Genomic DNA, 21,331 nt, shown 5'->3' with positions numbered 1-21,331 from the left:
AGAGACGCTGAGCGGACCGCCGGTCAGGGCTGATATCGGGTCCTGAGCGCCTCGGCGCGCAGGTGCAACTCATGGCGGACGGATTCCGGTGCCAGTACTTCGGCATCCGTATCGAGTTGCCACACCGCCCAGACCGCATGCCGAATGTCCTCGAACGTCACCTCGAGTCGGACCCAGCCGTCGGGCTGCGACTCCTGCGCCCGCACGGTCCGCACGGTACCCAGGAGTTCATCGTGGCGTGGCGATCGGACCCGGACGACCACGGGAATGTGGTCCTCGGAGAGGAACTGAGCACCGCGCTCGGCCCAGATGCGGTCGAGGTCGACCTGCGCAGGACGCTGTGCCGGATCGGTGAGTGCTTCGGCGCTGACCATCCGCGATAGCCGGTACGTGCGGTCGTGCCCGGACTTGGTCGCCAGCAGATAGGTGCGGCCGCGCACGGTGACCAGGCCGACGGGGTCGACGGTGCGGGGGCTCGGCGATGTGCCGGGTGCTGCGTAGGAGAAGCGGAGGCGACGTCCGGAGATGACCGCAACGCGGACCTCGCCCATCACCCCGTCGGCCAGGACCTCGGTCACCGCCCGTCGTGACAGCAGGTCGTTCGCAGGCTCGACCAAGAACCGGCCGGCAGCCTCGGCGAGTCTCGCGCGGTGTCCCTCGGGTAGCGCGTCGACGACCTTGCGCATCGCAGAGGCCAGCGGCGCGCTGAGCCCGAAAACCTTCTCCGCGCGGTCGGATCCTGCGGTGAGCAGCGCGAGGGCTTCGTCGTGGTTCAGGCCGGTCAGCTCTGTACGGAACCCGGACAACAGCGTGTAGCCGCCGTGGCGGCCACGCTCTGCGTAGACGGGGACGCCCGCGGTCGAGAGCGCGTCGATGTCACGGAGCACTGTACGCGCGGACACCTCAAGCTCATGCGCCAGTTGGTCCGCGGTCATGCGACCTCGCTGGCGCAGGAGCAACACCAGCGAGACGAGTCGGTCTGCCCGCATAGTGCACTCTCTACCAGAAATCACGACACAACGTGTCGTGATTTGTTGTGAACCTGGATGTGCAGCCAAAGCCGGTGGCCTTGGGGCCGCCGCGCACATGCACGATGGACGATCGGAGAACCCATGGAACGCACGGCAGTGAACCCGGTGACGTGGTCGCAGGAGATGGGCTTCAATCAGGGCGAAGTCGTCTCGGGAGCGACACGGACGCTGTACATCTCGGGACAGACGGCGATGGGCAAGGACGGCCGGCCCGAGCACGAGGGGGACGTCGCGGCCCAGCTCGCGCTCGCGGTGGCCAATCTCGAGGCGGTGCTCGCCGAGGCGGGCATGTCACTGGCGAATTTGGTCCGCCTCAACGTCTACACCACGGATGCGGACGCCTTGTTCCCCCACTATGGCGTGCTCGCCGGGAAGCTCGGGGCCGCCGGAGTCTCTCCCACGACCACGATGCTCGAAGTATCCCGACTGGCGATACCCGGTCAGGTGATCGAGCTCGAAGGAACCGCTGTCGCGTAGCGCGACCTCCTCACTTCTCACCACTGGGCGGCCGGCGGGTTGGCCCCGCCGGCCGTCCATCAATCCCGACGAGCGCCATATCTCACGCAGAACGGCGCTCCCCCTCCCCGCCACCGTCACCATGTCGTACGTCTCGTCATCGACCCCACTACGCCTACGACAGCACGTCGCCGGCGCCCTCGTCGCAGCTCTCCACAAGCGCGATCCGCCCACCGGTACCGAGCCGCAACCGCCCCGCCGGGACGGCCAGCACCTGCCCGGCTCGCAGCACCGCCCGTTCATCGGTGTGCACCCAGCCCGGCCCGTCCAGCGCCACGACATCCGCCTCGCCACCGGCCTCGAGGTCAGCCTCACCGCTCACCTGCGTGAGCGAGACCCCCCGCAGCGACGGGTAGCGCACCACGCCCCCGCGCCCCACCCCGGGCACGAGGCGGCCCGGTCCCACCCGCGGCTGCAGGCGCTGCAGCACCTCCTGCGTCGGCACCGGCTCGAGCGAGAGACCGACGGTGATGGGCCGTCCGCGCAGCGCCGCGATGTGCAGGGCACGGCCGGTGAGCATGCCGTGGACCGCACCGGGCCCGACATCGAGGACCTCACCGGGGCTGAGCCTGATCTCGTGCAGGAAGGTCGTCACCAGCAGCCCGGGGTCGTCCGGGTGGTGCCGAGCGACGCCGAGCAGGCGGGTCAGCGCCGGGCGCCCGGTGCACCCCGGCGCTGCGTCCGCCACCCGGCGGGCGAGGGAGATCTGCGCCGCCCGCCCGGTCGCGAAGATGAGCCCCAGCGCATACAACAGCGCCTCACCCCGGTCGGGCCGGCGCAGCACCGAGATCACGTCGGCCAGCCCGTACACGCCCAGCGTCTCCAGGTCCTGGGCCACCTCGGCGGGATCACGGAAACCGGTCAGGACCGTGGCCGGGGTCGCTGCCACGATCCGGACCGGCCCGTCCTGCCCGCGCCGCAACTGCAGGGGTAGGGGGTGGTCGGCGCGCATCCACCAGACCCGGCCCGGGTCCTCCCCGCGCCGTCCGGCGGCGCGCGCGGGTGCGCCGCTCTCCCGCTGAGCGCGCACTCTCATCGCCAGGTTCCCCCCTGCCGGCCGGATCGGCCATGCCTGCCTCGGCATACATCGACATCGTCTGCCTGTGCAGCATCACCGGCGGAAACGAACAGGGCGTGGCCGTGCGCCTACGGTGCGGTGAACCTTGCAGGGGCAGCAGCGGCGTCCGACGGCGCAGGCCACCTCTCCCCCGCGGCCAGCACGGCCCCGTGCGCACCCGCCCACACGCCGAGGGCCGCGGTCCTGATCTCGGGCAGGTGGTGGAAGGTGGCGGCGCGCTCGGCCGCCTCGACCGCGGGATGGACCGTCCAGCGCGGGGACCGCGCCAACCCGCCGCCGACGACGATCATCCCCGGATCGAGCAGGGCGCTGGCCTGCAGAATGGCACGGGCGAGCCCGTCCGTGGCCCGCCGCAGCACCGTGCGGGCGGCGCGATCCCCGGCCTCGGCCGCCAGGACCACGTCCAGCGCCGTGGGGGTCTCGCCGGTGGTCGATCGCTCCTGCAGCCATCGGCGTCCGACGTGGGCACCGCCGATCAACGTCTCCAGGCAGCCGACCTGCCCGCAGGAGCACTCGTGCGGTGCTCCGACCGCCACATGCCCGATCTCACCGGCACCTCCGTGCGCCCCGGCCCGCACCTCCCCGTCGACCACATGCGCGCCCGCGACTCCGGTACCCAGGGCGATCACGAAGACGTCGCGGCAGTCCCGGCCGGCACCGAGGGTGGCCTCCCCGAGCGCCATGGCGGTGCCGTCCTGCACGGCCACACCGGGGATGCCGACCTGCGCCGCGAGCGCCGCTGCCGGGTCGAGCCCGTCCAGCCACGGCATGTTGGTGCTGCGGCCCACCAGTCCCGAGTGCGGGTCCAGGGTGCCGGCGATCGTGAGCCCGAACCGCCCCACCGGGTGATCGGCCTGCACACCGGCGACCGCGGCGGCCAGGTCCGCCAGCCGCCCGGTCGGGACGGCACGCCGGTCCAGGACCTCCGTGGCGCCCGCCTCGACCAGGAGCAGCTTGGTCTGCGTGGCTCCGTAGTCGATCCCCAGCACCCCGGTCACCGGGCGCCCCGGACGCCGGCGGTCTCGCCCGCGCGGGTGAAGATCTGCGCTCGCAGCTCCGGTGGGCTCACGAAGGTGTCGAAGGGGAACATCGGACGCCGGATCCGCTCGTGCCCGAGCCGCGCGATGTCCTGGTCCACCGGGCCGGGGGTGAGCGCGAGCGTCCACCCCTGCGCAATGGCGTGCAACGTCGGTTCCAGATAGCCGATCTTGGTGATGATGAGGTCCGCAGCCGCAGGGTCGAGCCCGAGCCGGGCGAAATCGTCGGTGGCGTGGAACGCCTTGCGTCGCTCGGTCACGATCACGTGGACGCCGCCCACGCGGATCACGGCCACCCGACCCGCCACCGGATCGGTGTGCAGGCCGTGCAGGACGCCAAGGACGCGCGCCGGAGGGCTGACCCGGTCGTCCACCCGCGCTCCGACGTTCACATCGACAGTGTCCCCCACCTCCCGCGCCGCCAGGCCGGTGTCCCGGTTATCGAACACCTCGGCGTCGAAAACCGAGGCCACGTAGGTCACCGGCGCCGCGTCGGCGATCAGGTCGGCCCGCGCCAGCACCCGGGTGAGGGTCCAGGTGACGTCACCGGAGCCACCGGCTCCGGGATTGTCGCCGGAGTCACTGATCAGGTACGGCCGCCCGCCACCGCCGGCATGGTGGGCAAGGGCTGCGTCGATCGCCTCGTCCAGGCCGGCGATGGGACCGACGAACTCGAACTCCTCCCGCACGTCCCACAATGCGCCGGCCAGCTCCTCGGCGGCCGCGGCGACGGCGCCCTCGTCCTGGCCGGTCACCAGCACCGAGGCGTGGCAGCGTGGCTCGTCCGCCCACGCGTACCCGATCCAGATCGAGGCGTCGGTGATACCAGTCCGCTCGGTGACCGCGGGGATGCGCCCGTAGAGGCTGCGGGCCGGCTCCACCCGCGTCGAGGTCTGCTCGCCCGCGAGCAGGATCGGCACCGGCACCCACGCCCGGACCGGTCGGCCGGCGCGGCCCACCCAGGCGAGCAGGTCCCGGGCGGAGCGCTCGCGCGTCTGCCATGCGTCCTCGTGCGGGGCCATGCGGAAGCAGGTCGGCAGGTCCACCGCGGCCACGAACCGCTGCGAGAGGTTGCCGTGCAGGTCCATCGGGGCCGCGATCACCGGCCCCGGCCCGACGGCGCCGCGCACCGCCTCGACCAGGTCCCCTTCGGCGTCACTCATCCCGACCACGCTCATGGCGCCGTGGATGTCGAGATACACCCCATCCAGCGGCGCCTGCGCGCGGGCGGCGCGCAGGCCGGCCACGATCCGCTCCCGGAAATCCTGGTAGACCTCGGTGCGCACCTGCCCACCCGGGATCGCCTTGGTGACCAGCACCCCGATCCACTCCGCCGCCTCGCGCAGCGGCTCGCCCGCGGCCAGGAACGGGTAGCGGGTGAGGACTTCGGCCTCCTCGAGCAGCGGGAAGTCCTGGTAGCCCGCGCGGTGAGCGGCGTAGGCGCTGGACTCGATCCCGATACCGACGATCGCGACCCGTGGTCGCTGTGTCATGCCACTCCTCTTATCTGCCGGCGATGCCGGCGGTTGCGATGCCCTTGACGAGGTGCTTCTGGAGCACGATCACCAGGATGGTGGTGGGGATCATCGAGATGATCGAGGCGGCCATCTGCAGGTCCCACCGGGTACCGAACTGCCCGGCGAAGGTCGCCAGACCGATCGGCAGGGTGCCGAGATAGCCGTAGTCGTTGACCACGATCAGCGGCCACAGGTAGCTGTTCCAAAAGGTGATGAAGGTGAACACGGTCAGCACCGCAACCGCCGAACGGGCCAGCGGCAGGATGATCGAGACGAACGAGCGGACCGGGCCGGCGCCGTCCACCCGGGCCGCCTCCTCCAGCTCGTAGGGGATCCCGCGCAGGAACTGGCGCAGCAGGAAGGTCCCGAAGGCGGTGAACGCGAACGGCAGGATCAGCGCCTGCGGGGTGTTCACCCAGCCGAACCACTGCATCAGCTGGAACATCGGCACCACCAGCACCTCCTGCGGCACCATCAGGGTGACCAGGAAGAGCACGAAGACCACGTCCCGGCCGCGCCAGCGCAACCGTCCGAACGCATAGCCCGCCGTGGTCGAGACCACGTTGACCACGATCGTGCCTGCGATCGCCACGAAGAAGGAGTTGCCGATGTAGGTCCAGAACGGCCCGAACCGGAACACCTCGGCGAAGTTGGACCATCGCACCTCCTCCCCCACCAGCGTGGGCGGGACGGCGAAGATCTGATCGTTGGGCTTGAGCGCCGAGAACACCGCATAGATCAGCGGGATCGCGAAGATCACCGCGGCCAGCACCACGCACACGTAGGCGATGACCGTGCCGGCGGTGACGGGCTGCTTCTGCTTCTGCGGGCTCGGATCCGCCGCCGGGGCCACCTGCAGCTCACCCGGACGACCGGTCACGTCGGCGATGACCTCAGACCTCATAGTGCACCCACCTCTTCTGCGCCGAGAACTGCAGCGCCGTCAGCGCGATGATGATCGCGAACAGGATCCACGCAGCGGCTGCGGCCAGGCCCATCTGCTGGAAGGTGAAGGCCTGCTCGTAGATGAACATCACGATCGGGATGGTCGCGTTGCCCGGGCCGCCCCCGGTCAGCAGCTGCGGCTGGACGAACACCTGCATCGAGGTGATCATCGTCATCACCGTCGTGAAGAAGATCGCCGGGCTCAGCAGTGGCACGGTGATCCGGGCGAACATCCGCCACCCGGTCGCGCCGTCGAGCCGGGCGGCCTCCAGCACCGACTCGGGCAGCTGCTCCAGCGCCGCGCAGAAGATGAGCATGTTGTAGCCCATCCCCTGCCACACCGACATCACCACCACCATCACCATCGCCCACTGCGGATGGCTGAGGAAGCTCGGCAGCTCGATCCCGAAGGCCGAGGTGGAGATCCCGTTGAACAGCCCGTTCGGCTGCAGCAGCATCTTCCACACCAGCACATTGGCCACCATCGGGGTCACCACCGGGATGAAGAACAGCACCCGGAAGACCGCCCGGCCCTTGATCCGCGGGCTCAGCAGCAGCGCGAGGGTCAGCGACACCGCCAGGTTCAACGGCACGAACAGCACCGTGAAGATGGCCGAGTTGCGCAGCGCCGGCCAGAAATCGGGATGGCTGGTGAACAGCTCGACGTAGTTGCCCACGCCCACGAAGGAGCGATCCCCCCACGCCGGCCACTCGAACAGGCTCATCACGATCGAGAGCACCACCGGGGCGATCGTGAAGACGGTCAGCCCCGCCAGGGCCGGGGAGATGAACCCCAGCGCCTGGCGGGACTCGATCCGCCGCAACCTGCTCTGGGCGCGCCGGGGCGGCGCCGCAGGAGCCTCGGTCGCAGTCATCGATCAGTCGCCGAACTGCTGCTGTGCCTGCTCCAGCACCTCGGTCATCGTCGACTGCTCCGTGTAGACGGTCACCAGGTTCGGCTGGACGGCCTCGTTCACCTGCGCCCAGTCGTCGGTGGTGCGCTGGCCCTCCAGGCCGGTGAAGACGGCGTCGAAGGTGGTCTGGACCTCGTCCCGCACCTCCTCGTCGAGAGAGTCGAAGTACAGCGGCTGGGAGCTGGTCCGCGCCGGGTAGCTGCGGCCCGAGGAGGCGATCTGGTCCTGGGCGGCCTCACCCACGAGCGAGCCGAGCACCTGCAGCGCCGCCTCCGGGTTCTCGCAGTCGGCCGAGATCCCGTAGCCGGAGCCGAGTACGAGGCCCAGGCGCTCGCCGTCGGCTGCGGGCAGGTCGGCCATGCCGGCGGCGAAGCCGGCCTCGTTGTTCAGGTAGCTGACGGCGTTCCAGGTGCCGTCCACCGCCATGGCGACGTTGCCGGCCTGGTACTCCTGCTCACCCCAGCCGGTGTCGGAGGCCGAGGGCGGCAGGGAGCCGTGGCCCTCGGTGGCGATGGAGGCGTACCACTCGGAAGCCTCCACGAAGGCGGGGTCGGTCAGCGCCAGCTCACCGGACTCGGTCACCGGCTGCACCCCCGCCTGGGCGATGGGCAGCGACATCCACTGGAACTCCCCCATGCCCATGCCGAACGCGGTGCCGTCCGTGCCCAGGCCGTCCAGGGTGGCCTCGAAGTCCTCGAAGCTCCACCCCGCCTCGGGCTCGTCAACGCCGGCCTCGGCGAACATGTCCTTGTTGTAATAGAGCAGCATCGCGGCCACGTCGTAGGGGATGCCGTAGAGCTCACCGTCGTAGCTCATGATGTCCAGTGAGCCCTCGGTGAAGTCGGCGGGGTCGATTCCGGCCGTGGCCAGCTCCTCCTCGCCCAGCGGCATGAACGCCTCGTGGTAGCCGGACAGGCGCTGGCCGTTCATCGACGTCACGCAGGCGACGTTGCCCGAGGCCAGGTTGGTGGTCAGCTTGGTGAAGTAGTCGTTCCAGGGCGAGTGCTGCAGGGAGATGTCCAGGTCGGGGTTCTCCTCCTGCGCGATCGCGAGCTGGGCCTCGAGGGCCTCGATGTCGGACTCGCTGCCGGCCCACATGTCCCACGTGACCGAGGTGCCGCCGGAGTTGTCACCTCCGCCGCCGCCGTTGCCTCCGTCGCCGCTTCCCGACGGCGTCCCGCAGGCTCCGAGCGCCAGCGCGGTTCCTGCAGCGGTCATTGCTGCCAGAGATCTGCTGATCTTCATCCTTCGTCCAATCTCGATGGGAGGGGCCTCACGCGTCTGCGGTGAGGAAGAGTTCGACCACGGGGATGGCCACATCCGGCCGGGTCGTGGGCAGGTGGAGGGTCAGGGTGCCCGGAGCCTGCCCGCCGGGCTCGGTGTTCCAGGCCTGCTGGTCGGGGTCGGTCTGAGTGGCCCGCAGTTGGGAGCCGTCGTGCAGGAACCTCGCGAAGGCGACCTTGTCGGCGAGGCCGGCGAGGTGGACGTGGCCGAACGGCCAGGTCAGCAGGTGCAGGTAGAGGCGGTCACCGTTGCGGGTCAGGACCGTGCCCGAGGGCGCCTCGAACCCGGCCGCGCCGGCGCCGATCACCGACCGTTCGTGCAGGCGCATCCAGTCCCCGAGCGCCTGCAGCGACGCCTGGTCACGCGGGGCGATCCCGCCCCGGCCGTCGGGCCCGATGTTCAGCAGCAGGTTGCCGTTCTTGGACACGGTGTCCACCAGCATTCGCAGCAACAGGTCGGGGGACTTGATGTCGAGATTGTCGCGGTCGTATCCCCACGAGCCGTTCAGCGTCTGGCAGGCCTCCCACATGACCTCCGTGCCGCCGGAGGTCATGGGGCCGTCCGGCTGATACTGCTCCGGGGTGACCAGATCGCCGGGGATCCACAGCCGGTCGTTGACGATGATGTCCGGCTGCAGCTCGCGGGTCATCGCCAGCAGGCCCTCGGAGTCCCAGTCCTGCGGCCCCTTGCCCGCCCAGCCCTCACGCTCCTCCACGTAGCTGAAGTCGTAGAACAGGTAGTCGATGCGGCCATAGCGCGTCAGGAGCTCGCGGACCTGGCCGTGAAGGTACTCGCGGTAGCGGGCCATGTCCCGGCCCTCGTTCAGCGCGCGTGCATCCTCCCGGTCCCGCAGCGGGTGGTGGTAATCGATGGTGAAGTCCGGGTGGTGCCAGTCGATGAGCGAGTAGTACAGGCCCACCTTCAGTCCCTCGGCACGGAAGGCCTCGACGTACTCGGCCACGATGTCGCGCCCGAAGGTGGCCGCCGAGCTGTAGTCCGAGAGTGCGGTGTCGTACATCGCGAAGCCCTCGTGGTGCTTGGCCGTCAGGACGGCGTAGCGCATCCCGGCGGCCTTGGCCGCCCTGGCCGTGGCCGCGGCATCGAACTGGTCCGGGTCGAAGAACCGCGCGTTCTTCTCGTACTCCTCGGGGGCGGTGCGCTCGTGCGTCATCACCCACTCGTGCCGGCCGAGCAGGCTGTAGAGCCCGAAGTGGATGAACAGACCGAAACGGTCGTGCGTGAACCAGTCATGCGCGTGCGCCATCGTGTGAGGTACTCCTTCGCCGTGTCGTGTTCCACCGTCGGAACTCCGCGTACTTCCTACGCTAGACATCCGATGTTCTTGTTGTCCATGGCTTAAGTGTCACGAAGAAGTTACTTTTGTTCCGCATGAAGTTCACTTCATCCGGGTATCCTGCGGTCATGTCCCGACGAAAGAGCACGGCCGCGGCGCAGGACGAGATCCTCATGCTCATCGGCTCCGGCCGGGCACGGTCGCGCCGCGAGCTGGCCGATGCGCTCGATCTGTCCCCCTCCACGGTGTCCCAGCACGTGCAGGCACTGCTCACCGACGGGCGCCTCGTCGAAGGCGAGTCCGGGGAGTCCAGCGGCGGTCGCCGCCCGCGTGAACTGCGCCTGACCGATCGGGACGAGTACCTCGGCGCCATCGATCTCGGTGGCGCGCACGCCCGCATCGGACTCGTGCGACGCGGGGCGGGCATCGTGGCGACCCGCGAGATCGCGGTCGACCTGGGCGAAGGCGCTCCGGGTGTCATCGGCTCCGTGGCCACCGCGCTCGCCGCTCTGGCCGCCGACTCCGCCGGGGCCGGACGTCTGGTCGGTGCCGGGATCTCGCTACCAGGGCCCGTGGACGTGGACCGGGGCACCGTGGAGAGCCCCTCCCGCATGCCCGGGTGGCAGGGGCATGACATCGGACGTCTGCTCGAGAACGCCACCGGCGTACCGGGCGTGGTCGAGAACGACGCGAACGCGATGGCGCTCGGTGAGCACTTCGCCCGGACCGAGCGGGCGGAGCACTCCGTCACCGTCAAGGCGGGCACGGCGATCGGTGCCGGGATCGTGGTACGCGGCACCGTCTACCACGGCGCCGGCGGGGTGGCCGGGGACATCACCCACACCCGCGTCAGCGCCGCCGGGGAGACGCCGTGCTCCTGCGGCAACCTCGGCTGCCTGGAGACGGTGGCCTCGGGCGCGGCACTGGTCCGGCTGCTGCGCGAGCAGGGGTACGCCGTCAGCACGACGGCGGACGTGCTCGCCCACGTGCGCGACGCCGACCCCGTCGCCACCACGCTCGCCCGCACCGCCGGGCGGCACCTCGGCGAGGTGCTGTGCGCCGTCGTGAACTTCTTCAATCCCGGGGCGGTCTACCTGGGTGGGGCGCTGGCCACCCTCGAGCCGTTCGTCTCGGCGATCCGCAGCCAGCTCTACGCCGGGTCCCATCCGATGATGACCCGGTCACTGGTGATCGAGCCGGCGCTGCTGGGCGCGGACGCCAGCCTGACCGGCGTGGTGCGGATGCTCGACGAGTCGCTGTTCCGGCTCGGTCGCTGATGCTCAGCGGGTGGGGTCGAGGACGTCGATCACCGCCGACCGGGCCCGCGCGAGGGCCGTGCGCAGCACCACCAGCCGGGGATCGGGCAGGTCGTAGAACTCGCGCCGTGGCACGGCGGTCAGGGTTCGCCGCGCGAGCTCGGGCATCTCCTCCAGCACCCCTGCCGCGAGCGCCCGGTCACCGCCGAGCACGAGGCCCGACGGCGTCACCTCCGCCGCTGCCCACAGTTCGGCCATGGCGGTGGCCACGCGGGCGACGAGCGCATCGGACTGGTTGCCGCGCCGTCGGGCGAAGCGTTGCTGGGACCAGCCGCCGGCCGCGGTGCGTGACTGGACGTAGCGCCGGCCGGTCCGGTGGCGCACCAGCTCCTCACCCGAGGCCATCCCGACCGACCAGCCGCCTCGGCGCACCAGCACGATCGCGAGTGCGTCCGGGCCGGCCGCCCAGCGGCCGAGCTCGGCCCAGTCACCGATTCCCGCGCCTCCGGGCGGACTCTGCGGCCCGGCCGGCGGCCTCGCACCCGGCCAGGCGTTCAGGTGCGCCCGGGCGCCGTCGGGTGCGCGCAGGTGCAGCCGGTCCACCTCCACCTCGGCGGTGGTGCCGGGGTGGCCCTTGGCGAAGCGGTCCACCCAGCCGGGCAGCCGGGCAGCACTGATCTCGAGTCGGCGTTCCACCCGGGCATCGTGGCAGACGCCGCGACACGGCTCAGCCGATGCCGGCCCGGCGCCGGGTGCTGCGGTTGGCGTGCACGCTCCAGCGCGGTACCCATCGCCACAGCGCGAGCACGGCCAGCAACCCTAGCCCGCCGGTGGCCCCGATCCCCGCGGCGAGTGATCCGAGCGCGGCACCGGCCGAGACCACCAGCGGGCCGGCCGCCATCCCGGCGTCGGAGTAGAGCCGCCAGACTCCCAGGAACTGGGGGCGGCCGTGCTCGGGGGAGGTGTCGGCGGCGAGGGTCATCAGCACCCCGGAGCCGATGCCGTTGCCCAGGCCCAGCAGGACGGCCACGATGCTCACCGTCAGCAGCGTCTCGGCGAACGGCAGGAACAGCATCGACAGACCCGTCACGAGCATCGAGGGGACGGCGATCCAGAGCCGGCCCATCCGGTCCATGATCTTGCCGGCCGGGTAGAACAGCAGCATGTCCACGGCGCCGGCGATGCCGAAGACCACACTCGTCACCGCCGGGGCGTAGCCGAGGCTCTCGGTCCACAGCGGCAGCACGGTCTGGCGCGCCCCGCGCATCGACCCCACAAGCACCACCGCGGTGCCCAGGGTGAGGAAGACGGCGCGGTGGTCACGGAAGACCGACCGGATGGAGGCCCGCGGACGATCGGCGGTGTGCCCGCGGGCCGGTGCGCGGGAGGGCTCGTGCGGGGCCGCGCGCCAGACCACCAGCGCCGAGGCGAGCGAGGTGGCCACCGCCAGCCAGTAGGACGGCGCAGGATCGGGGCGGCCGAGCACCAGCGCGGCGCCCAGGAACGGGCCCACGAAGATGCCGATCCGGCCCACCCCGCCGAGCGAGGAGAGCGCCCGGGCGCGCTGCATCGGCGGGATCACCTCGGTCAGGTACGCCTGCCGGGCGAGCCCGTAGACGGCGGCCGTCGCCCCCACGATCAGCACGCCCGCGCCCAGCACCACCAGGTTCGGGGCCAGGGCGCACGCGGTCAGGGCCGCCATCGCCACTGCCGAGGAGGCGATCATCGTGGCGCGTTCGCCGAACCGGGATGTCAGCGCACCGGCGGGAAGGTCGGCGAGGATGTGCCCGACCGGGATCAGCGCGGCCAGCAGCGCTGCCGTCGCACCGCTGGCCCCGAGCGCGGTGGCGCTGACCACCACCATCGGTGTCATGGCGCCGATTCCGACGCTGAACAGCAGCGCCGGCAGGTAGACCCCGCGGATCAGCGGACGCAGCGCCGTCACCCCGGGCCGGGAGGAGCCGGAAGGGGCGGCAGCAGGCGAGCGGCCCGCTGAAGCGGACCGCTCGCCCTTGTCGCTCGGATCAGATGACTTCTTCGTCTCCGCCCCCACCACGCCGTTCGATGGTGAACCCGCCGCCGCCGAAGACCGGCTTGCTGGCCGAGATCACCGTCGACTTGCTGTCCGCGACCGAGGGCGCGGAGCCGAGGGTTGCAGCATTCGCTGCGACCGGTGCTGCCAGCAGCAGGCCGATACCGGCCGCCACGGCTGCGATGGCGCGTCGCGCCTTGAAGTTGCCCCGCATTGGTCTGTCCTCTCGTTACGGCACCGACTCCCGAACGCCGGTGCCTGTGCCCCTAGCGTAGCGACCGTTGGTCGCTCGAACAGAAGCAAACCTCAGGACTCGCCGGAAGAGGATTCGCCGTCGACGACGACGATGCGGTCCTCATCCAGGACCAGGTCGCTCTGGGACCATTCATGGCCCTGCGGGGCGACGTCGGTCTCGGAGTGCGCACCGCACCCGTGGTCGAGGGAGACGACCTTGCCGTCGTCGGGTGACCACTCGTTGGCACACACCGCGAACAGCTGACCGAGGGAGCCGGCGATCGGGACGAGGAAGCCGCACGAGGCGCAGCATTTCTCGGCCGCGCGCGCTCCGCTGGACTCCGGGCCCTGCGACCCGTGGTACCAGCGGGTCGCGGCGGCGTCGAGCGCCTTGGCGTTCATCACCCGGTCGCGGCCCAGCCCCAGTTCGACGATCGCCAGCCGGTCCGTCTCCGGGTCCCCGGTGGCGACGTAGCCGCGCTCGAGCCGGTCGTCCTCGGCCACGTGCGGCAACCGGTCGGTGGGACCGAGGTCACCGGGGGCGAGCCGCTCCGACCACGGTAACCACTCCGGGGCGAGCAGCGCGCCCTCTCCGGGCAACAGCCCGCTCTCGCACACCGTCGCCGTGCGCGAGCGCGGAGCGCGCGAGACCGAGACGTACCAGCGCCACCCCAGGTAGCCGGGCATGGTCACCGCGAAGGAGTGGATCCCCAGCCGCTCGGACTCGAGCGCGAACCCGAGGTGCTCCCCCACGCCGTCGGTGGTGGAGGTCAGCGCCTCGCGCGCGAGCTCGACCGCACCCTCGAGCACCGCATCCTTGGTGGGACGGCGCCCGGGGGACGCCTTCCCGGTGAACGTGGCAGTGGTCATGCGGTGCCCTCCTCGGGCTGGGGGTGGGTGCTCATGCGTCGAACTCGTCGGCCACGGCGCGCAGCAGCTTGGCCAGCTGGGCCGACTCGGCCGACTCCGGGTAGCGGCCCGAGCGCAGGCGTCCGCCGGCCTTGTCGAGCCACTTGATCAGGTCCTCGACGATCGGGGCCATCTCGTCGGCGGGCCGGCGCCTGGCCTTGGCCACCGAGGGGACCGGGTCCAGGAGCGTGACCGACAGCGCCTGCGGGCCACGACGCCCGTCCGCGACGCTGAACTCGACTCGGCTGCCCTTGCGGGGCGCGGTGACGTCGGCCGGGAGCGCCGAGGCGTGGAGGAAGACCTCGCCGCCGTCGTCGGCGGCGATGAAGCCGAAACCACGGTCGGCGTCGAAGTACTTGACCTTGCCGGTGGGCACGAGGATGTCCTGACTCTTGACGGGATCGAGAGCGAGCGCGCCAGGGGCACACTCGCCGACTGAGTTTACCGGGCCCGCCCGGACCGGTGCGACCGCAATATCGGGCCGGCCGTAGACTCATCAGGATGTCCACCGGTGTGTTCCCCGCGCCCGACCTCGCGGAGGTCCTGCGCGGCTGGGACGACGCCGCCCTCGCCGCCCTGCTGCGCCGCCGGCCGGATCTGGCCACCCCACCCCCGACCTCGATCACCGCGCTCGCGAGCCGGGCCGGGGCGCGCGGATCGATGCAGCGGGCGCTGACCACCCTCGACTCCCCGACCGCCACGGTCGCCGAGGCACTGGTGCTGCTGCCGGGGGGCGCCGATGCGCAGACGCTCGCGGCCGCCGTCGGAGGTAGCCGCGCGGATCTGGCACGCCCGCTGGCCGCCCTGAGCGGGCTCGCCCTGCTGAGTACCGACGGCGACCGCCTCCACCCCGTGCCCGGCCTCGCCGAGGCCGTCGGGTCCCACCCGCTCGGTCTGGGGCCGCCGCTGGTGGAGCTGGGTGCCCGCCCCGACGCGGGGTGGCCGACCACGACCCATGCCCTCGCCGAGGTGATGGTCGCCGCGCCCGACGGCGCCCGCCGGATGCTCGAGGCGCTGACCTGGGGTCCGCCGGTCGGCACGGTCGCCCACGACATCCCCGCCTCCGCCCGCTGGCTGCTCGACCACCACGTGCTCGTCCGGCGATCGGGCACCGAACTGGTGTTGCCGCGTGAGGTCGGGATCGCCGCCCGCGGAGGCCGGCTGGTGCGTTCACTGCCCTCCACGGCAGCGCTGGACCCTGCCCCCACCCGGGACGAGGCGACAGTGGCGGCCGAATCGGTGCGCGCCACCGAGGAGTTGCTCGGGCAGATCGAGAAGACCCTCGGGCACTGGGGCAACCGGCCGCCCCGGGTGCTGCGGGCCGGTGGCGTGGGCGTGCGGGAGATCCGGCAGCTGGCGGTGGCCGTGGACGCCGACCCCACGCGCACCACGCTCGCGGTGGAACTGGCCGCGATGCTCGGCCTGGTGGGCCGCCTGCACGACGACGACGGGTCGGCGTGGGCGCCTACTCCGGCCACCGAGGAGTGGGCGGAGGGGGATCTCCCGTCGCGATGGGCAGAGCTCGTGCTCGGCTGGGTGCGATGGCGGCGAACTCCGTGGCTGGCCGGCACCCGGGATGACCGCGGCACGTTGCGCTCGGCGCTCGGCCCGTCCCTGGAGCGCCACTGGGCACCGGTGCTGCGGCGCCGGGTGCTGGCGACGCTCGCGGCCTGGCCGGCCGGCGGCGCCCCCGGGGCGGAGGCGGTGCGCGAGCGCCTCGGCTGGTTCAGCGCGCGATCAGTACCCCCGCAGGCTGCGGTCGAGGCGGTGCTGGCGGAGGTGGCAGCCCTCGGACTGACCGGGGCGGGAGCCCTGACGGGCGCAGGCCGGGTGCTGGTGGATGCCCTGGGCGGGCCCGAGGCGGAGCGTGCGGACGCCGAGGAGACCGAGCCGGACGCAAGCGTCCGGACGGCCATGGCCGAGGCCTTCCGGGCCCAGCTACCCCCCGCCGTCGAGGACCTGATCCTGCAGGGCGACCTCACCGGCGTCGTGCCCGGCCGCCCCGGGCCCGCGCTGGCGGCGCTGCTGGCGCAGGCGGCAGAGGTGGAGAGCCAGGGCGCGGCGGTGACCGTGCGCTTCACGGCCGCGAGCGTGCGCCGGGCACTCGAGCAGGGTTCCTCCGCGGGAGACCTGCTCGAACGGTTGCGCGCCGCGTCCCGGCACGTGCCGCAGCCGCTGGAGTACCTGATCCATGACACCGCCCGCACCCACGGGCAGGTCCGGGTGGGCACCGCACGCTCGTTCGTGCGGGTCGACGAGTCCACCGCCGCCCGCCTGCTCGGCGAGCCGGCACTCGGCGGGCTCGGGCTGCGCGCCATCGCGCCCACCGTACTCATCGCCCGCGCGGAGCCGGCCGAACTGGTGGCAGCACTGCGGGACGCGGGCGCGAACCCGGTGCTGGAAGGTCCCGACGGGGCCACGATTGCGATCCCCCGCACCCGTGCCCGGGCACCACACCCGGCCATGGCGGAGGAGTCACCCGAAACGCCATCGGCGGCCGAGGTCGTCCGGCACATGCGCGCCGGGGAGGAGCGGGCCCGGCACCTGCTCGCCGACCGGGCACGCGCCGTCGACGACACGGACGCCTCGCACACGCTGGAGGCGCTGCGGATGGCGGCACGCAGCGGCACCTCGGTGGAGCTCGAGGTGGCCGGTGGCCGCGGGGGCACGCAGACGCGCGTGGTGCTGCCGCTCGCCGTGGACGGTGGCTGGGTGCGGGTGCGCGACGTGCGCCGGGAGGCCGACATCACGGTCGCTCCGCACCGGATCGTAGCCGTGCGCCCGGTCGGGTGAGGCGCGCGCGCAGGTGAGACACTGATCTGATGCCCGACGGCCCCCTCATCGTCCAGTCCGACAAGTCCCTGCTGCTCGAGGTCGACCACGAGCAGGCCGGCGCCTGCCGGCGCGCCATCGCGCCCTTCGCCGAGCTCGAGCGGGCGCCCGAGCACATCCACACCTACCGGCTCACCCCGCTGGGGCTGTGGAACGCCCGCGCCGCCGGCCACGACGCCGAGCAGGTGGTCGACACCCTGATCCAGTACTCGCGCTATCCGGTGCCGCACGCGCTGCTGGTCGACATCGCCGAGACGATGTCACGCTATGGACGGTTGCAGCTGATGCAGCACCCCACCCACGGGCTGGTGCTGCACGCCCTCGACGAGCCCGTGCTGCACGAGGTGCTGCGCTCCAAGCGCACCGCCGGCCTGGTGGGGGCGAAGGTCGACGCCACCACCGTCGTCGTGCACCCGAGCGAGCGTGGCCACCTCAAGCAGGTGCTCGTCAAGCTCGGCTGGCCGGCGGAGGACCTCGCCGGCTACGTCGACGGCGAGAAGCACGAGATCACCCTCAACACCGCCGACTGGTCGCTGCGGCCCTATCAGGAGGAGGCGGTGGACACGTTCTGGCACGGCGGCAGCGGCGTCGTCGTGCTTCCCTGCGGGGCAGGAAAGACGCTCGTCGGAGCCGGGGCGATGGCCCAGTCGGGTACCACCACGCTCATCCTGGTGACCAATACCGTCAGCGCCCGGCAGTGGCGCGACGAGCTGGTGCGGCGCACCTCCCTGACCGAGGAGGAGATCGGCGAGTACTCCGGCGCCCGCAAGGAGATCCGGCCGGTCACCATCGCCACCTACCAGGTGCTCACCACCCGGCGGAAGGGCACCTACCCGCACCTGGACCTGCTCGACGCGCGCGACTGGGGGCTCATCGTCTACGACGAGGTGCACCTGCTGCCCGCCCCGATCTTCCGGATGACGGCGGACCTACAGGCCCGCAGGCGCCTCGGGCTGACCGCCACGCTGGTGCGTGAGGACGGCCGCGAGGACGAGGTGTTCTCCCTCATCGGGCCCAAGCGCTACGACGCGCCATGGAAGGACATCGAGGCGCAGGGCTACATCGCCCCGGCCGACTGCACCGAGGTGCGGCTGGACCTCGCGCACTCCGACCGGATGACCTACGCGATCGCCGAGCCGGAGGACCGCTACCGACTCGCGGCCACCGCGCCGGCGAAGACGGCCGTGGTGCGCGAACTGCTGAAGAAGCACCTCGGCGAGCAGACGCTGATCATCGGCCAGTACATCGACCAGCTGACCGAGCTCGGCGAGGCCCTCGATGCGCCCGTCATCACCGGGAGCACCACCGTGCCCGAGCGCCAGCGGCTGTTCGAGGCCTTCCGCACCGGTGATCTCCACACCCTGGTGGTCAGCAAGGTGGCGAACTTCTCCATCGACCTGCCCGAGGCGGCGGTGGCGATCCAGATCTCCGGCTCGTTCGGCTCCCGGCAGGAGGAGGCCCAACGCCTCGGCCGGGTGATGCGGCCCAAGGCCGACGGGCGCAAGGCCCACTTCTACGCGGTCGTCACCCGCGACACCGTCGACCAGGAGTTCGCCGCCCACCGGCAGCGGTTCCTAGCCGAGCAGGGCTACGCCTACTCGATCGTCGACGCCGAGGACCTGCTCGGAACCGGCGCCTGAGGCGCCAGCACGCCACGCACCATCTCCCGCAGCATCGGGCCCTCCCGTGCGGCGGTGAACGCCGGATCGGTCGCGATCTGCTCCAGGAATCCGTCCATCAGCAGCCGCACCCAGGAGACCAGCCGCTCGATCGACAGGTCGGTACGGATCCGGCCGGCGCCCTGCCCGCGCTGCAGGCACTCCCCCAGGAGTTCGCGCTGGGCTCGCTCATCCGCCTCGAGGGCCGCTGCCACGCGCTCCTGCGTCATGACGGCCGCGACGGCGCGCACGAACCCCGCCAGGCGCGGGTCGCTCGCGTCCTCGATCAGCTGGTCCACGATCCGCAGCACGGCTGCCATCGGATCCTCGATGCGTGCGACAGCATCGCGGAGCCGGCTGACATCGTCGGTGCCCAGCTCCAGGATGGCGAGCAGCACCTCCACCTTGGTCGGGAAGTAGTGGAAGAAGGTGCCCGATCCGATCCGCGCCTCCCGGCAGATCGCGGCGGTGGTGGCGCGATCGTAGCCGCGGGCAGTGATCACGGTCAGGGCCGCATCGATGATCTGCAGGCGGCGGGCCTCATGACGCTGCGGGTCGACTGTCCGCGCCACGCCCGGCTCCTCCCACCCTCCGGACCTGCACCCGGCCGTCCCGGTAGCGCACCGCCAGGTCCGCCTCCCGCAGCGCTGCCTCGGCCTCGGTGCGCTCCCTCGGTTTACGCCGCGCCTCCTGCCACCGCCCGATCAGCGCATGCTCGGCCGCGCTGAACCCGGGGCGTCCGTCCATCCAGCGCTGGTAGTCGCCCTCGAACGGATCCTCCTGCCGCCATGGGTAGTCGAACTCGCGCAGAGTGCGAGCCAGCGAGGCGCTCTCGAGCGCTTCGGCATTCAGCCGGGCCCGCACGCGGCCCCGCTCATCGAGCACGACGACGTCCCGCCCGTCCGGGTGGATGCTCGCCACCTCGGCGCGCTCGATCCACCCCTCCCGCCCCTCCTGGCGGTACTCCAGATGGTCGGTCGCCACGGTCAGCGACAGCGCCTCATGGACGATCGTCATCGCGAGGAGCACGCCGCCGACCACTCCGAGCAGCACGCCGATCGGAATCGACCAGGCCCATGGCAGGCCGGCGATCACCTCCAGCAGACCCGGAACCGGGAGCGGCGAGCGCTCGATCAGCCCGACCAACCAGGCGGCCAGCGCCGGCCCGCCGAACCCGAGACCGACACCGGGCGCCAGGACCGCCAGCCCGAAGCCGAGGGGGACGGCGCGGGACTGGTGCAGGTGGGTGATCTCCATGGGTCGAATAGTAGAGCACGTACTCTACTAATTGGAACCCGCCTCCCGGCCCCACCGCGTTCGCAGCACGGGCCGCCCGGACCGGAATGCAGCCGTCGACACTTTTTCCATTCCTCACACCGCGTCGTGATTTTGTCATTCGCTTTTCCCGTATCGCAATCCAGTAAATTGCGGTACGATCGCCATTATCGGGGCTTCAGCAGGCTCTTTTCTTGCAGCCCGGATTTCCACTCGCTTCGGATCGCCAGTGCTGGTGCTCGCCACGAGAGGCGTGCCGCACGAACGACCGGAGGCACCATCATGGGGACCCATTCGACGATCAGTGGCGCGGACAAACTGCGAACAGTTCATCATCGGGGCGTCGCCGCGGCCCTTGTGGCGATCACGCTTGTGCTCGTTCTCGCCGGGCTCATCCTCGCCCCCGTCCCGGCGTCGGCCGCCACGCCGACGGTGGGACTCGGCACCACCCTGAGTTATTCCGTGCTCGGCGGCGAGACCGTGACCAATACCGGCGAGACCACCATGAACGGTGATCTCGGCGTGAGCCCCGGCAGCGCGATCACGGGATTTCCTCCCGGCGAGTTCGGCGGGACGCGGCACGCCGGCGACGCGCACGCCGCCCAAGCCCAATCGGACCTGGGGATCGCCTACGTCGATGCCGCAGGCCGGGCGCCCACGGCTGCTGTCACCGGCGACCTGGTCGGTCTGACGCTGCCCGACGGCGTCTACAGGTCCAGCGGGCCACTCGAGCTGAGCGGGACGTTGACGCTGGACGGTCAGGGCAACACCGACTCCGTCTTCATCTTCCAGGTCGCCTCCACGCTGATCACCGCCTCGGCCAGCGACGTCGATCTCATCAACGGTGCTCAGGCGTGCAACGTGTTCTGGCAGGTCGGTTCCTCGGCCACCCTGGGCACCGACTCCACCTTCGTCGGAACGATCATGGCGTCGGCCTCGGTCACGGTCACCACCGGGGCAGAGGTCGAAGGCCGGGCCCTGGCGCGCACCGCCCAGGTCTCCCTGGACACCAACGTCTTCACGGCACCTGGGTGCGAGAGCTCCACGCCCACACCGACCGGGACACCCACGGCGACACCCACAGCCACCGGAGGCCCCACCGGGGATCCGAGCCCCACCGGATCCCCGACAGCAGGGCCGACCGGCACACCGACGGCGTCCCCCACCGGGACACCGACCACGTCCCCGACCGGCTCGACCACCGGCGACGCGGCCGGTGACTCGACCGGCGGCCAGGACGATGTCGCGGCCGACGGCGACGATGACGCGGCGGGCAGCGACGGTGGCGCGACGAGCGGTGCCGACGGCAATGCAGGCGATTCCTCGAGCGACGACGGGACCGGCGCTGAGGCGGATGCGCAGGCGGATGAGACCACGGCGAGCCAGACCACCGGGGAGGAGCTGTCCGAGACGGGTCTCAGCCCGTGGATCGGTGTGATGCTCGGCCTGGGTGGGGTCCTCCTGCTGGTCGGCCTCGTCCTCGTCCTCGTCCGCCGCCGGCAGCTGCACTGAGCGACCG

20 protein-coding genes are annotated in these 21,331 nt (G+C 71.5%); 5 read left to right on the top strand and 15 right to left on the bottom strand.

What is annotated here, in order from left to right:
- Nucleotides 1-23 precede the first annotated feature (23 nt).
- A complete protein-coding gene (locus tag LQF12_RS03095; RefSeq protein WP_290370723.1) occupies nucleotides 24-989 on the bottom strand; it encodes a helix-turn-helix transcriptional regulator in 966 nt (321 codons plus the stop codon).
- Between the two features lie 123 nt (nucleotides 990-1,112).
- On the opposite strand from LQF12_RS03095, the gene LQF12_RS03090 reads away from it, so the two are divergent.
- Complete coding sequence (locus tag LQF12_RS03090) at nucleotides 1,113-1,508, top strand: RidA family protein (RefSeq protein WP_231054539.1); 396 nt, start codon at nucleotides 1,113-1,115, stop codon at nucleotides 1,506-1,508.
- 154 nt (nucleotides 1,509-1,662) lie between these two features.
- On the opposite strand, the gene LQF12_RS03085 is transcribed toward LQF12_RS03090, so the two are convergent.
- From LQF12_RS03085 to LQF12_RS03055, 7 genes are all read right to left on the bottom strand, one after another.
- Complete coding sequence (locus tag LQF12_RS03085) at nucleotides 1,663-2,583, bottom strand: cupin domain-containing protein (protein ID WP_231054538.1); 921 nt, start codon at nucleotides 2,581-2,583, stop codon at nucleotides 1,663-1,665.
- 110 nt (nucleotides 2,584-2,693) lie between these two features.
- Entirely contained in the window at nucleotides 2,694-3,623 is a 930-nt protein-coding gene (locus LQF12_RS03080; RefSeq protein ID WP_231054537.1) for an ROK family protein, read from the bottom strand.
- Nucleotides 3,620-5,155: a M81 family metallopeptidase gene (locus LQF12_RS03075; RefSeq protein WP_231054536.1), complete on the bottom strand. Its 1,536-nt coding sequence runs from the start codon at nucleotides 5,153-5,155 to the stop codon at nucleotides 3,620-3,622. Before LQF12_RS03075 ends, LQF12_RS03080 begins: the two co-directional genes overlap by 4 nt.
- Before the next feature lie 10 nt (nucleotides 5,156-5,165).
- Nucleotides 5,166-6,083, bottom strand: a complete 918-nt coding sequence (locus LQF12_RS03070) for a carbohydrate ABC transporter permease (RefSeq protein ID WP_231054535.1) — start codon at nucleotides 6,081-6,083, stop codon at nucleotides 5,166-5,168.
- Nucleotides 6,073-6,999, bottom strand: coding sequence for a carbohydrate ABC transporter permease (locus LQF12_RS03065; RefSeq protein ID WP_231054534.1), 927 nt, complete (start codon nucleotides 6,997-6,999; stop codon nucleotides 6,073-6,075). The genes LQF12_RS03070 and LQF12_RS03065 overlap by 11 nt, the downstream gene beginning before the upstream one ends.
- 3 nt (nucleotides 7,000-7,002) lie before the next feature.
- Nucleotides 7,003-8,256 (bottom strand): ABC transporter substrate-binding protein, encoded by a 1,254-nt coding sequence (locus tag LQF12_RS03060; RefSeq protein WP_231054533.1) that lies wholly within the window; start codon nucleotides 8,254-8,256, stop codon nucleotides 7,003-7,005.
- Nucleotides 8,257-8,311: 55 nt separating this feature from the next.
- The gene (locus tag LQF12_RS03055) at nucleotides 8,312-9,586 is read right to left on the bottom strand and encodes an alpha-L-fucosidase (RefSeq protein WP_231054532.1); all 1,275 of its coding nucleotides are present in this window, start codon (nucleotides 9,584-9,586) and stop codon (nucleotides 8,312-8,314) included.
- A gap of 158 nt (nucleotides 9,587-9,744) precedes the next feature.
- Here LQF12_RS03055 and LQF12_RS03050 point away from each other — a divergent pair, with 158 nt between their 5' ends.
- A complete protein-coding gene (locus tag LQF12_RS03050) occupies nucleotides 9,745-10,893 on the top strand; it encodes an ROK family transcriptional regulator (protein ID WP_231054531.1) in 1,149 nt (382 codons plus the stop codon).
- Nucleotides 10,894-10,896: 3 nt separating this feature from the next.
- Here LQF12_RS03050 and LQF12_RS03045 read toward each other — a convergent pair whose 3' ends face one another.
- The 5 genes from LQF12_RS03045 to LQF12_RS03025 all read right to left on the bottom strand — a co-directional run bounded on the left by LQF12_RS03045 (nucleotide 10,897) and on the right by LQF12_RS03025 (nucleotide 14,423).
- Nucleotides 10,897-11,568, bottom strand: a complete 672-nt coding sequence (locus LQF12_RS03045) for an acVLRF1 family peptidyl-tRNA hydrolase (RefSeq protein ID WP_231054530.1) — start codon at nucleotides 11,566-11,568, stop codon at nucleotides 10,897-10,899.
- Between the two features lie 31 nt (nucleotides 11,569-11,599).
- A complete protein-coding gene (locus tag LQF12_RS03040; RefSeq protein WP_231054529.1) occupies nucleotides 11,600-12,817 on the bottom strand; it encodes an MFS transporter in 1,218 nt (405 codons plus the stop codon).
- Nucleotides 12,818-12,896: 79 nt separating this feature from the next.
- Nucleotides 12,897-13,118 (bottom strand): hypothetical protein, encoded by a 222-nt coding sequence (locus LQF12_RS03035; protein WP_231054528.1) that lies wholly within the window; start codon nucleotides 13,116-13,118, stop codon nucleotides 12,897-12,899.
- A 92-nt stretch (nucleotides 13,119-13,210) separates the two neighbouring features.
- Nucleotides 13,211-14,008 (bottom strand): DUF3027 domain-containing protein, encoded by a 798-nt coding sequence (locus LQF12_RS03030; RefSeq protein ID WP_231054527.1) that lies wholly within the window; start codon nucleotides 14,006-14,008, stop codon nucleotides 13,211-13,213.
- A 31-nt stretch (nucleotides 14,009-14,039) separates the two neighbouring features.
- On the bottom strand, nucleotides 14,040-14,423 hold the full coding sequence (locus LQF12_RS03025) for a cold-shock protein (protein WP_231054526.1): 384 nt from the start codon (nucleotides 14,421-14,423) through the stop codon (nucleotides 14,040-14,042).
- A 125-nt stretch (nucleotides 14,424-14,548) separates the two neighbouring features.
- Here LQF12_RS03025 and LQF12_RS16400 point away from each other — a divergent pair, with 125 nt between their 5' ends.
- Nucleotides 14,549-16,840, top strand: coding sequence for a helicase-associated domain-containing protein (locus tag LQF12_RS16400; RefSeq protein WP_290370722.1), 2,292 nt, complete (start codon nucleotides 14,549-14,551; stop codon nucleotides 16,838-16,840).
- 29 nt (nucleotides 16,841-16,869) lie between these two features.
- Entirely contained in the window at nucleotides 16,870-18,519 is a 1,650-nt protein-coding gene (locus LQF12_RS03015) for a DNA repair helicase XPB (protein WP_231054525.1), read from the top strand.
- On the opposite strand, the gene LQF12_RS03010 is transcribed toward LQF12_RS03015, so the two are convergent.
- Both LQF12_RS03010 and LQF12_RS03005 read right to left on the bottom strand, forming a co-directional pair.
- On the bottom strand, nucleotides 18,474-19,109 hold the full coding sequence (locus tag LQF12_RS03010; RefSeq protein WP_231054524.1) for a TetR/AcrR family transcriptional regulator: 636 nt from the start codon (nucleotides 19,107-19,109) through the stop codon (nucleotides 18,474-18,476). The two genes, LQF12_RS03015 and LQF12_RS03010, sit on opposite strands and share 46 nt — an antisense overlap.
- The gene (locus LQF12_RS03005; RefSeq protein ID WP_231054523.1) at nucleotides 19,078-19,794 is read right to left on the bottom strand and encodes a YqeB family protein; all 717 of its coding nucleotides are present in this window, start codon (nucleotides 19,792-19,794) and stop codon (nucleotides 19,078-19,080) included. The genes LQF12_RS03010 and LQF12_RS03005 overlap by 32 nt, the downstream gene beginning before the upstream one ends.
- Nucleotides 19,795-20,169: 375 nt before the next feature.
- Between LQF12_RS03005 and LQF12_RS03000 the strand changes: the two genes are divergently transcribed.
- On the top strand, nucleotides 20,170-21,324 hold the full coding sequence (locus LQF12_RS03000) for an ice-binding family protein (RefSeq protein ID WP_231054522.1): 1,155 nt from the start codon (nucleotides 20,170-20,172) through the stop codon (nucleotides 21,322-21,324).
- Nucleotides 21,325-21,331: the final 7 nt, after the last annotated feature.

The sequence above is a fragment of the Ruania suaedae genome (assembly GCF_021049265.1).
Lineage (GTDB): Bacteria > Actinomycetota > Actinomycetes > Actinomycetales > Beutenbergiaceae > Ruania > Ruania suaedae.
Note: the sequence above shows the minus strand (reverse complement) of the source record. Positions and strands in the feature narration are given on the sequence as shown.